12 protein-coding genes are annotated in these 12858 nt (G+C 42.1%); all 12 read right to left on the minus strand.

Annotated elements, in window-relative coordinates; genetic code table 11:
* Position 1: 1 nt before the first annotated feature.
* On the minus strand, positions 2-301 hold the full coding sequence (locus tag L3V43_RS15700; protein ID WP_237116885.1) for a hypothetical protein: 300 nt from the start codon (positions 299-301) through the stop codon (positions 2-4).
* Positions 291-719: a flagellar export chaperone FliS gene (gene fliS, locus L3V43_RS15705; RefSeq protein ID WP_237116884.1), complete on the minus strand. Its 429-nt coding sequence runs from the start codon at positions 717-719 to the stop codon at positions 291-293. Before fliS ends, L3V43_RS15700 begins: the two co-directional genes overlap by 11 nt.
* A 17-nt stretch (positions 720-736) precedes the next feature.
* Positions 737-2152: a flagellar filament capping protein FliD gene (gene fliD, locus L3V43_RS15710; RefSeq protein ID WP_237116883.1), complete on the minus strand. Its 1416-nt coding sequence runs from the start codon at positions 2150-2152 to the stop codon at positions 737-739.
* Between the two features lie 19 nt (positions 2153-2171).
* A complete protein-coding gene (locus L3V43_RS15715; RefSeq protein ID WP_237116882.1) occupies positions 2172-2585 on the minus strand; it encodes a flagellar protein FlaG in 414 nt (137 codons plus the stop codon).
* A gap of 83 nt (positions 2586-2668) precedes the next feature.
* Positions 2669-3631, minus strand: coding sequence for a flagellin (locus L3V43_RS15720; RefSeq protein ID WP_237116881.1), 963 nt, complete (start codon positions 3629-3631; stop codon positions 2669-2671).
* A gap of 160 nt (positions 3632-3791) precedes the next feature.
* On the minus strand, positions 3792-4757 hold the full coding sequence (locus L3V43_RS15725; protein WP_237116880.1) for a flagellin: 966 nt from the start codon (positions 4755-4757) through the stop codon (positions 3792-3794).
* A 666-nt stretch (positions 4758-5423) separates the two neighbouring features.
* Positions 5424-6386 carry a flagellin gene (locus L3V43_RS15730; RefSeq protein WP_237116879.1) on the minus strand — a complete coding sequence of 321 codons (963 nt, stop codon included), beginning with the start codon at positions 6384-6386 and terminating at the stop codon, positions 5424-5426.
* 317 nt (positions 6387-6703) lie between these two features.
* A complete protein-coding gene (gene flgL, locus L3V43_RS15735; RefSeq protein ID WP_237116878.1) occupies positions 6704-7939 on the minus strand; it encodes a flagellar hook-associated protein FlgL in 1236 nt (411 codons plus the stop codon).
* Positions 7940-7941: 2 nt separating this feature from the next.
* Positions 7942-9954: a flagellar hook-associated protein FlgK gene (gene flgK / locus L3V43_RS15740; RefSeq protein ID WP_237116877.1), complete on the minus strand. Its 2013-nt coding sequence runs from the start codon at positions 9952-9954 to the stop codon at positions 7942-7944.
* Between the two features lies 1 nt (position 9955).
* Positions 9956-10930 carry a flagellar assembly peptidoglycan hydrolase FlgJ gene (flgJ, locus tag L3V43_RS15745; protein WP_237116876.1) on the minus strand — a complete coding sequence of 325 codons (975 nt, stop codon included), beginning with the start codon at positions 10928-10930 and terminating at the stop codon, positions 9956-9958.
* A 108-nt stretch (positions 10931-11038) separates the two neighbouring features.
* Positions 11039-12139: a flagellar basal body P-ring protein FlgI gene (locus tag L3V43_RS15750; RefSeq protein ID WP_010606307.1), complete on the minus strand. Its 1101-nt coding sequence runs from the start codon at positions 12137-12139 to the stop codon at positions 11039-11041.
* Positions 12140-12158: 19 nt separating this feature from the next.
* Complete coding sequence (gene flgH, locus L3V43_RS15755) at positions 12159-12842, minus strand: flagellar basal body L-ring protein FlgH (protein ID WP_010606306.1); 684 nt, start codon at positions 12840-12842, stop codon at positions 12159-12161.
* Between the last annotated feature and the right edge of the window lie 16 nt (positions 12843-12858).

Consider the following 12858-nt stretch of genomic DNA (forward strand, 5'->3'; position numbering starts at 1 on the left):
ATTATCGAAATTGCTTATAAATAAGTACTTTCTTATTGTTTTGAGCGTGCTTAACAAGCTCATTGCGAGTCGAATTTTGCTGCTCTATGAGGCTAACTAGCAACTGCTCGTAACAGCTAACTATATCGTTCAGCTGATCAAAATCAGACTGCCGAGTAACCAGTTCTTCAGAAAAAATGGCTTTCAAATGCTTTGAAATTGACTTGTCAATTTCAAGGGCATTATCCAACCTTTCTTCTTGAATACACAATTGCAACTGCGTAACCTTTTCTTGCAACAAAGCTATTTTGCTATCCAACATTGTAGTTGTCTTGGTTCTCGGCAATAGTCTTATGTCTAATATCTGCAGGGATTGCATCCCAAGCTGATTTTATTTCTTTCAATAAATTGCTTACTTCTTCAACTAATGAAGGATCATTCTTTATAGAAGCATCGATCAATCTATCTAACATGTATGAATAGAGTGCGAACAAGTTTTCAGTTACTTCTCCGCCAACCTCAAAGTCCAGACTACCCCTTAGAGCTTCTATAATGGCCGAAGCTTTTGATAAGTGCTCAGCCTTAGCTTCTAGATGCTTTTTCTCAATTGAAACTTTAGCAAGTACAAGCTTTTCCACTGCGCCAGCCATAAGCATTTGAATAATTTCATAACGGTCAGCGCCCGCTACCCGAGTTTTTAGCGCTTCCTTTTGATAATTTTTGACACGAGCATTATACATAATCGTTGCTCCTAAATTTATTTAGACTTTGTAAAACCTGGTAAGTTTGCCAACTGAGCTCCCAAATAAGATTGGGTTTGCTGCATTTGAGCAATTAACACGTCAAGACCAGCATATTTTTTTCGCAAACTTTCTTCCAAAGATTGCATCCTGTATTCATGGTTACTAACATCATCTTTCAAATCATCTAGTTGACCATTTAAGCTATTTTCTCTTTGCTTTAGAATACCGCTAGAATCAACATAATTACCTAACAACTCTTCAAGTTGTTTGGCCACTCCCCCTTCTCCTGCAAAAGCCGCGCCAATATCATCAAAGTTTTCATCCATTGCTTCATTTAAGCTACGAACTAAAGAGGACTTTTCGAGGTAACCATCTTTCTTTACACCTAAACCTATATCAAAAATTGATTCAAATGGTCCTGCATCTGTCAGTTGGGTAGATAGTGTCGCCACTAGTTGATCATTCAATGTTCGCATAGAAGAATCACCATTAAGAGGCTTACTTGACCTAGTTTGAAAAGCAATATTACCGATTAGATTGTTATAGTTCTTTATAAATTCGTCTATTAATGTATTAATAGACTCTCGATCATAGTCAATATTCAACTTCGCAGTTTCATAGCCGTCAGTGTCATTCCCTTCACTTAACTCTAGCGCCTTGATCGTCATGTCCTGTACTGCATCTTTAAAAGTGTTAGTGTCACTTGTCACTTCTAATCCATCAACAGTAATAATAGCGTTTTGTGCATCTTGAACCGAAGTCATACCACCAGTTCCACCACCATTTGCGGTAGTACTTATCGCATCTAGTTCAGCAGTATCGGAGGTAATCGTTAGGTTATTACCATCACCAGTTACATTTGATGTCAAAACTAATTTGGAGCCAACGCTGGTATCCCCAGTGTTAACGATATTAGCTGTAACGCCAAAGTTGGAATCCGATGCATTGATAGCATCCCTTAATTCGGCTAATGTCATTCCTGCTGTAACGTCTAGCGTAAAGGATTTATCTGCTCCAGCGCCAAATGTTAGAGTCCCGCCAGAGGCACTCACTACTGCATCAGAAGAGTCGAATGCGGCATCTGCCGATATCACCCTACTGCCTTCCGCCAATTGTTTGACAGCAATTTTAAAATTACCGGTAGAAATATCTGATGTTGGTGTCACGCTGATAATATCACCGCCACTCGGTTGCCGTATATTGGCGATCCGCTTACCAAAGTTATCTGGATCAGCTAACTTTTCCATCGTATCTTTTAGAGTGGAGATAGCCGACTTAATTTCGCCTACTGCTGAAAGCTCTACTTTTAGAGATTCCTGCTTTTTTGCAAATGCTTGCATTTTAGGCACATTTTCAGCATCAATGGATGCTTTAATAATGCTTTCTAAATCAAGTCCTGAGCCTACACCCGCAGATGTGATTAATGGCATAAACTACCTCCTAAAAACCTTACGCTGTTTTGTCAAACAACAGCCCTCTACTAGTTACTTTATCGGCAAATTCCTCAAGAGCTTTAGCCATCTCTCGAAACTCTTCTGAGGGAATTTCGCGGATAACCTCTTCACTACCAGCATCAATCACTTTTACTACTGGAGGGTCACCATGTTCATCAAATTCAAACTGCAAATTAGTTGAAGTAACTGGAATAAACTGATTCACTTTTTGTAGATTGAGTTTAACCTCTTCAACCAAATTAGCCTTGCTTTTTTCCTCATCTTCTAGCGAGCTAGTCACTCCATGTTGTTTTTCTAATTGTTCAAGTGCACGAGCTGTTTCTACGCCTCGTTCACTCTTGGACAATTCATCGGATTTTTGATGTAAAATGTTTAACCCAGTATGCATCGAAGGTTGGATTTCTTTCACAACACACCTCCCAAACAAGTCTAAATAACAGTATACGTCAAGTTCGAGAATAATTCACAAACTTGACGCTACTGTGATGACCATTAGCCCAGTAACGATAACGCCACTTGTGGACGCTGATTAGCTTGGCTAAGTATTGAGCTACTGGCTTGTTGAAGGATCTGCATTTTTGTTAAATTTGCAGTTTCTTGCGCAAAGTCAGTATCTTGAATACGAGAACGTGCAGCTGTTAGGTTTTCAGAAACATTTGACTGATTTCGGATTGTTGACTGGAATCTATTTTGCACAGCACCTAGCTCTGCACGCTTTTTATCCACAACCGCGATCAACGCGTCCATACCAGCCATTACAGCTTGAGCATTAGCTTGTGAAGATACTGAAATACCTGTTGCAGTGAATACCCCTGAAAAGCTAGTCGCATCCGCTGAAGCACCAACTGACGTACTAATTGTACCTGCTGTTGCACTGAGTGAAGCACCTGTTACACCACTTGCGATCCCAGCAATACCTGACAGAGTAAACCCGCCATTTGCAACTAGGCTATTTGAAGTAGAACCAACGTTTTGCATACTAAAACTAATCGTTTGAACTGCGTCAGCGCCTACTTGAAAATTTGCGTCGTAAGTGCCATCTAAAAGATTTTGTCCACCGAAAGTTGTATCTGCTGCAACTCGGTTTACCTCTTTAGATAATGACTGAATTTCCTCTTGTATTGCTAAGCGGTCTTCATCCGTATTTGAACCGTTAGAAGCCTGCTGAGCCAACGTACGCATACGTTGAAACATCTGAGTTGTTTCATCCAAAGCACCTTCTGCCGTTTGGGCAAGTGAAATACCGTCATTGGCGTTTCTGATACCTTGATTTAATCCATTGATTTGACCCGTAAGACGGTTAGATATCTGCATACCAGCAGCATCATCTTTTGCGCTGTTAATACGAAAACCAGATGACAATCTTTTGAAAGATGTATCTAAAGAATTCGCAGAGTTCATTAGCTGACGCTGAGCGTTCAACGAGCTAACGTTAGTATTTACATATAAAGCCATAATAGCCTCCGCTTTATCAATTAAAATCGAAGTATCGGGATACCCCTACCCTTCCACTTCGATGAGTTAGAGTCCTACAGTTATAGTTCTCTAACTCTGCTATCGACTGATAAAGAGAAAGCTTTAGCTTTTTTTCAAAAAAGTTTATCTACACTAACTTTTAGCCCTGTAATAAGCTTAATGCAGCCTGTGGCCTTTGATTAGCTTGTCCTAAAATAGTCTGACTTGCTTGCTGCAAAATTTGATTCTTAGTTAGCTTAGCTGTTTCCATTGCAAAGTCTGCATCTTTAATTCGAGATTTCGCTGCTGATAAATTCTCAGATATATTTGCTTGATTTCGAATAGTTGACTGAAATCGGTTTTGTACCGCCCCCAGCTCTGCCCGTTTTTTATCAACTACAGCTATCAACGCATCCATACCTGCCATAACAGCTTGTGCGTTCGCCTGAGAGGAAACGGAAATCCCCGTCGCTGTAAATACTCCAGCAAAATTCGTGGCGTCGGCTGATGCACCAACAGAATTACTAATAGTCCCAGCGACTGCACTCAATGATGCTCCACTAACCCCACTCGCAACACCAGCAATCCCAGATAAGGTAAAGCCACCGTTTGCAGCCATACTGTTAGCTGTAGAACCAACATATTGCATACTAAACCCAATGGTTTGAACAGCGTCAGCACCCACTTGGAAATTTGCAGCATAGGATCCATCCAATAAATTCTGGCCACCGAAAGTTGTATCAGATGCAACTCGGTTTACCTCTTTCGCTAACTGCTGGATTTCTTCCTGAATTGCTAATCTATCTTCATCCGTATTTGAACCATTTGATGCTTGTTGAGATAAGGTTCTGATACGTTGAAACATTGAAGTAATCTCATCCATCGCACCTTCTGCTGTTTGCGCCAAAGAGATACCATCGTTAGCATTACGGTTACCTTGGTTTAAGCCCATGATTTGCGATTGTAAGCGATCTGAGATTTGCAGACCCGCAGCATCATCTGCAGCACTGTTGATACGCATACCAGAAGACAGACGTTTGAACGAAGTATCTAGTTCATTACCGGAATTAGTTAGCTGTCTCTGTGCGTTAATAGCACTGACATTCGTGTTTACATATAAAGCCATAACTCACTCTCTTTTTGTCAAATCAATTATCTAATTGATAGATAGTTAAATGACAAAGCGGCACGTATGCATCGGGTATTCAACCAACTAAGGCAACCAATTGCCACTTTGACGCCAAAATTAACTCTGACAGAGAAAATGCAATTTACAGGCCAAAAATAAAAAATTACAAAGAGTAAGCAATTTTGATATTGATTCCCTTGTTTCATCGTCTATTGCGATTTGAAGACTCGCACACTTTTTAGTTCATATCGCCCATTATTTGTCAGGCATCAACATTCATATCAATGCTGCCGTACTTTACTGAGTACGAACCTTCTGACACTCTGATAAACAGCATGTTTAGATGTCAAGGGATTTTAAAGAGTTGGGCCTCACTCCATCCTAAAGCGAGAAACCCTGTAAGTTTCTTACTTGTTAGCTTTTCGCTACCCAATCAAAAAACTGACTTAGGCTAAAATGAAAAAAGAGGCCTAAAGGCCCCTTACTAGTACGATTTGAGAGTGAGTGTCATTTTTTTAGCGCAAAGTTGGCATACTCTGTGCTTTAATTAACGTGTTCATTTATTATGATGAACGCAATTGGATCTAAGCTCCTCCGCTTTATCATCCAATTCGGTGCCTAAGCAAATACCCCATTCGGCCTAGGCACCTATCTTCCAACTAATTATCCAAGTAAACTTAAAGCCGCCTGAGGACGTTGGTTAGCCTGACTTAATATCGTTTGGCTCGCCTGTTGAAGGATTTGCATTTTAGTTAAGTTTGCAGTTTCCTGAGCAAAGTCTGTATCTTTGATACGAGATTTTGCAGCAGATAGGTTTTCAGCAATATTCGATTGGTTACGAATTGTAGACTGGAATCGGTTTTGAACCGCACCTAGTTCTGCACGTTTTTTATCAACTACCGCTATCAATGCATCCATACCTGCCATTACAGCTTGCGCGTTTGCTTGAGACGATACCGAAATGCCTGTTGCAGTAAATACTCCAGAGAAGCTAGTTGCGTCAGCAGAAGCTCCTACTGACGTACTAATTGTACCTGCAGTAGCACTTAGCGAAGCGCCAGTTACACCACTTGCAACTCCAGCAATACCTGACAGTGTGAAACCACCGTTTGCGACTAAGCTATTCGCTGTGCCACCAACTGTTTGCATACTGAAGCTAATTGTTTGTACTGCATCAGCACCTACTTGGAAGTTAGCGGCATATGAACCATCTAGTAGGTTTTGACCACCAAAAGTTGTATCAGCTGCCACTCGGTTCACTTCTTTAGAAAGTGATTGAATTTCTTCTTGAATCGCAAGACGATCTTCATCAGTATTCGAACCATTTGCTGCTTGTTGAGCTAGAGTACGAATACGCTGGAACATTGACGTTACTTCATCCATCGCACCTTCGGCTGTTTGCGCTAGTGAAATGCCGTCGTTCGCGTTTCGGTTACCTTGGTTAAGACCATTGATTTGTGAGCTCAAACGGTCAGAAATTTGTAGACCTGCTGCATCATCAGCAGCGCTGTTGATACGAAAGCCTGATGATAGACGCTTGAATGAGGTATCTAGTGAGTTACCAGAATTCATTAATTGTCTTTGTGCGTTCAATGAACTTACGTTAGTATTTACATAAAGTGCCATGATGGTTCTCCCACTTTAAATCGAGTCTTTCACTCTCAAACTTAGATTCTTTTCCAACCTTTGAATGTTTTTCACTCTCCGGCTTGGTTAATTAAGTTATCGGTCGGCAAAAAATTTCCTTTAGTATTTTTTTAAAAAAAAAATTATCGTCATGATTTTTATATGCTTTTATTATTGCTCAACCAAATATGGCAAAGTTTTGACGCACCTAGGTTACGATCAGATGATTATATAAAAATATATTATTATTCAGCTTGTTATGAGGAAGAATTGAGTTTAGAACGGTGTGAGAGTAAACGGCCCGTAAAGGCCGTCTTTTAACGAATATAGTCTAATAGAGAAAGGTTAGTTAGGCGGCCAAATGTTGCCTGAGAGGCCTGCAGCGCAGTTTCATGCTTGGTGAGTTCTGAAATCGCAGAATAAAAATCGACTTCTATTAAAGCCGCTTTATTTGCCTTATTATCTACGTCCAAGTCTGAATTTGCATCAGATACAAGCTTTGCAGCATTTAACCTACCACCAAGCCCCGCTTGCCCTTGTGATATCTTGATTTTGGCATTGTCTAGTCCAGAGATCCCATCTGCAAGTACCTGTTTGTAATCGTCACCCGTAATACTGGAGTCTCTCAGTGATATAATCATAGATTCTAACGTATTTAGAATGTTTTCTTTCTGGGGCTTTTCTAAATCAAAGCTGATTTGACCAGATCCGGTACCTTCATATTTAAATTCCATCCCTGCTACTTTGACCGAATTACCTTCAAAACTACCCGTTGAAATAACCGTACCTCCCTGCTCAAGCTGGTAAGTATTTGGCGTACCGGCCGTCACCACCAAGTCAAAGGTGTTTGCACCTGCAGGCGCACTTGGATCCGCGTTGTAATTCGCTTTATGAAACTTATCAAACACAGCTTGCTCATCTACATAAACCGATGCAGAGGTGACACCACCAGAAACTACACCTGTATTTGAAGTAATATTCAGTCGCTTCTCTGCACTTTCAAATACATCAAAACCGTTATCACTGGAACGTATCTCGACCCCTTCAGAGACTTTTATTTTATGCTGTCCTTGGTCACCGTTATATACGTACTTTCCAGTGGCAGAATCAAAGCTGTAGGTTTGAGTATTATCTTGGTAGCCGGAAAATATAAACTTACCATCCTCACTTTTTGAGTTCATTAAATCCAAAATAGTATCTTGGATGGACTCTAGCTCATCAGCAATCGCTTCACGGTCAACGTCAGATAACCCACCGTTACCTGCCTGTATTGACTTCGCATAAGCGCTATCAATGGCCGTTTTAATATTTTCAAGCACTGATTCTTGAGTATCTAATCTCGAAGACAACATAGTCAGGTTCTTGGTAAACTGATCGTTTGCTTGGATCCGGTCGTCAAAAAGCATGGCTCTTGCAGTCGCTGAAGCATCATCAGAAGCACTCAGTACCCGCTTTTGCGTGTTCAGCTGCTGTGTTGCTTTATTCACGTCCTGCTGATTACGCAAAATAGAATTGAGATTAGAGTTAAAAATTTGATTTTGAGATAAACGCATAATTACCTCGCTGCACTTAATAAGGTATCGAACACAGTTCTTGCTGCCGAAATGACTTGCGCCGAAGCCGAGTAAGACTGTTGAAAACGTAACAAGTTGGCCGCCTCTTCATCTAGGTTCACACCCGAAAGAGACTCAAACCAAGCACTTGACTGATTAGCCAGCGCTTCAAATGCCGCGCCATTGGTTTTTGCTTGATTGGTAATAACCCCTACACCAGTGACAATATCAGCATATGCTTCATTAAAGGTTTTATGACTTTCGGTACTACCTGTAGACTCAACATTTTGTCTAACTAAATCCGATGATTTCAGACCATCGAGCGCTGCACCATTACGGTTGTCATCAAAGCCACCAGTATTAAAACTAATCTCAAAACTATCACCGGTATTCGGTGTACCCTCGATATCGAAAGTGAAGCCAAGATTATCAAAAGGTGCAGGTGCAACTCCCACTCCAGAGAGAATATCTTTACCATCGGCAGGAGCCGTAAAGGTATGCGTTGTACCTGAATTACTGGTTAACGTATATTCGTTAGCATTGGCTGTTTTAGTCAAAGTATAAGGACCATCATTCAACGTTGGCGGCGTTCCCGCAGTAAACGCACTGGTCGCGGGATCGGTATCAGTGACGACTCCTGCTGAAATGGTCGCCGTACCATTATTGTCTGCTGATTTTTCAGTACGAATTGGCGACGCTAATGCGAGAGCTTCTGGTCTTTGAGTTGCAAGCTCCAACCCAGTTGCAGCCTGTTGATTTAATTTCACAAGAAATCTATCACCTGTTGCACCACTACCCGTTACGTTCATTTGTAAGCCAAAATAATCGCCGGTTCCCGTGATGACTCCACCTGCAATATTACCAGTCGTCGGCGTACCGATAGGATTTCCTTTGGCATCTACAGCTGTTATTTCAACGGTTGTTGCACTGGTATAAGTAACTTGAAAATCGGTAGCTGGCAACTCATTGCCGCGCCCAGGCTCAAGTGTTGCCGTAAGCACTGCGGTGCCTGTATTTTCGCTGTAAGCAAAACCACCCACGGTAGGTATTTTAAAAATATCTCCACCTATGTTGCCATCTAAGTCCATTCCCAATCTATTTTGCTGATTAAAAGCATCAGCTAATGCGAGGCCAATTTGGCCTAGTTGGTTTTGTGCCGGGATCAACACTTCATCTCTAAACGCCAGTAACCCGCCGATTTTGCCTTTCAAGCTGCCGCTATCTAACTCGAGTTGCACAACATTTTTATCTTTAATGTCTAGAATTAGTTCTTTATGGTTGGGATCCGGGTTGCCTTTCATCGCGAATAAATTGAAGGCACCACCTTGCATCACAAGCGCATCCCCAGTGCCTAAAAATACGAGCTTTTCGCCATTTTCACCGTCGAGTGTTTCTATATCTACGAGCTCAGCAAGCTCTTTAATTGCTTGATCTCGCTCATTAAGCACGCTGTGATCGACATTGTTAAGATTGAGCGCCGACTTACTCGCCACTTGCTTATTCAATTCACTGATTTTTTGCACAAGGTTATTGGCTTCTTCTGAGAAAATATCCAATTGCTCGTTCACGATACTGTTTTGATCAACAACAATACCTGACAATCTATCCATTTGATCGACTAGGCCTTGAGCGCCCGTCATAAATAAAGAGCGGTTAGTTGTCGATGAAGGCAAGTTAATCGCGCTTTGTAAATTATTAAACATCGAGTTGATGCTCTTGCTCAGACTGTTTGAGTCTTGTGCAAACAACGTATCAACGCGGCTTGCCTCAGTGACAAACTGCTCATAGTAAGATTGATTAGAAATATCACGATTTAATTGCTGCTGCGCAAATTGGTTGATCAAACGCACCGTTTCACCACGACCAACCATGCCACCTATCATCGTTCCGTGCTCAGTCCGTTCACGGATATACCCTTTGGTATTTAGGTTAGCAATGTTTTTACTGGTGGTTTGTAGTAACTCGGAGTTAGCCCTAACCCCTGCCGCACCAATATTTAATAGATCAAATGACATCTCATCTGACTCCCTTTGTTAGCGCACCGGATAAGAAATCGGATACATCAATACGCTTTAAAACTGACTTAATTTTGTTGGCATAATTCGGATCGGTCGCATAGCCTGCATTTTGAAGTTCACTTAAATAGGCGTGACTATCACCAGCCTTATTTAAGGCTTGCTCGTATCTCGGATTACCTTTTAGAAAACTGACATAATCATCAAAGCTTTGTTCAAGCGACTTATAAGCACGGAAATCGGCTTGCTTTTGCACCGGTAACCCTTGCTCAAATTCAAGTGTCGATTTTCTGGCGCTTTCACCACTCCAGCGGCTATCCGCTTTAATATTGAATAGATTAAAACTGCTACTACCATCCTTTTTGCTGATGATGTGTTTACCCCAACCGGTTTCCAGTGCAGCTTGTGCAACCATTACCGCAGGGTTCAAGCCCAACTTTTTCGCCGCTGTTTGAGCGTATTCCCAAATTCTGTCGACGAATTCCTCAGGAGAACCAAAGCCTGTTTGTTCATCGCTTGAGGCATCTGCCTTTACATTGACAACCTGCGGTTCGGGTTTATTCACACTCTCACTCGCTGTAGCCTGCTTTTTAAAGGCAATATCGCCGTCAGCTCTCATTACTGAGGCAGGCTTATACTTTTCAGAGTTAGGAGACAACTGCTGCACAATCAGATCTGCCAGTCCTAAGCTGCCCTGCTCAGATAAGTGCATCGAAAGTTGCTGATCATGCATTTCTTCAAAAAATTTGACACCACTAGAGTTAAATGGACTGTCTTTATCCTCTAGCGCCTCATTCGCTTTACGCATGCTTTGTAACAACATTTGCGTAAAGATAGACTCAAACTGTTGTGCCGCCTTCTTCAATGCCTGATCTGAGGCACCTTGATCGCCAGCACCTTTCAGCGCCTCTTTACGGATCGAATCAAGGTTTCCTAGGTCAAAAAAGCTTTGATTTTTCAATTGGTCGGTGTTCATACACTCAGCACTGTTTGACGTTAATAACTATACAAATAGAAATGCAAAATCCGAGCCAAAAAAAAGCCCCACAATTGCGGGGCTAACTAGTTGATTAATAATGGAACATCAAATGACGACTAATTGACCATTTATCGCGCCTGCTTCTTTTAGCGCTTCAAGGATCGCCATTAAATCGCCAGGTGCTGCGCCAACCTGGTTAATTGCCCTAACCAAGTCATCAAGGCTCACGCCTGGGTCAAACACAAACGCTCGAGAGTCATCCTGATTTACGTCGATAATGCTTTGCTGCGTCACTGTTGTTTCGCCATTCGCCAGCGCATTAGGTTGTGACACATTTTGCTGCTCAGCAATTGTTACGGTAAGGCCGCCATGAGTAATTGCCGCAGGCTGCAACTTGACATTTTTGCCGATAACGATAGTGCCAGTGCGCGAGTTAACGATGATCTTCGCAGCGGTATCCGCTGGTTTGAATTCAAGATTCTCTAGCGTAGATAAATACGCAACGCGCTGAGACGGATCTCTTGGTGCAATTACTCGAACTGAGGCTGCATCCATAGGTTTTGCACTATTTGGTCCAACAAGGCCATTGATAGTATCGGCCAAGCGTTTTGCAGTAGTAAAGTCTGGTCTATTCAAGTTAAAGGTAATGTAATCACCCTGAGTAAACGGACTTGGTACCGCTCGCTCCACTGTCGCGCCGTTTGCCACCCGACCAACAGTCGGCGTATTGATCACAACTCGACTCCCATCGGCACCATCAGCACCCAAACCACCAACAATCAAACTTCCTTGCGCAATTGCATATACGTTACCATCGACCCCTTTTAGAAAGGTCTGAAGTAAAGTGCCGCCTCGTAAACTACCAGCACTACCAATAGATGAAACGGTAACGTCAATGGTTTGGCCGGGCTTAACAAAAGGTGGCAGATCTGCGTGAACCGCAACAGCCGCAACATTTTTAATTTTTGGCTTTAAGCTTGCGGGCATCGTTATGCCAAAGCTATTCAACATCGCTTTAAAGCTTTGCTCGGTAAATCTGGTTTGCTCACCGGTACCAGGCAAGCCTACAACTAGGCCGTAGCCAACCAGTTGGTTTGAACGAACACCTTCAACCATACTGACGTCTTTAACTCGCTCAGCAGAAGCCAAAGAAGAAAAACCAACCAACGTAATGGCCGCACCGATAAGCAAAATATTCTTAAGCATATTGTTCATTTTCAGCACCTTAAAACGGCATCAGCGCGCTCATAAAGAAACTCGTTAACCAACCTGCACTTTGCACTTCTTGTTGGTCACCTTTACCTGAATATTGAATTCTGGCATTTGCCACTCGATTAGACTCAACAGTGTTATCTGCGGTCACATCCTGAGGTCTTACCAACCCTTCTAAGCGAATAAATTCCTCGCCAGTATTGAGGGTTAACCACTTTTCACCGCGGATCACTAAATTACCGTTAGGCAATACTCGGGTTACATTGACCGATATATTCCCGAATAAGCTATTTGACTGATTAGACTTCGAATCACCAGAGAAAGAAGAACTGGATTTAGCACCAAACTGTATTGCTTCTTTTCCGATATTAATGGCATTGCCACCAAGACCAATCACAGGGTCTAAGCTCGAATCACTGGATTTATCCAGCTCAGAATTTGCAGCTTTGGTCGCCTGAGTCGTTTCTCTGAGTACGATGGTAATAATATCGCCGACTCTTAACGCTTTTTTGTCAGCATAAAGATCATTGGAAAACTGCGTATTAAATAATGACCCTGTTGCCACCATTTGGGCTTGATTATCCTCGGGATAGATAGGCGCATAATACGGATCGTCACGCACCACATTTTTATTTTGTGTTGTACTACACCCAGATAATGCAGCGACCGTTACGATGGCTAAATATAATGCACGCATAATACCCCCTACCCAA

Origin of the sequence: Pseudoalteromonas sp. L23, from assembly GCF_021728455.1 — a bacterium.
GTDB lineage: Bacteria > Pseudomonadota > Gammaproteobacteria > Enterobacterales > Alteromonadaceae > Pseudoalteromonas.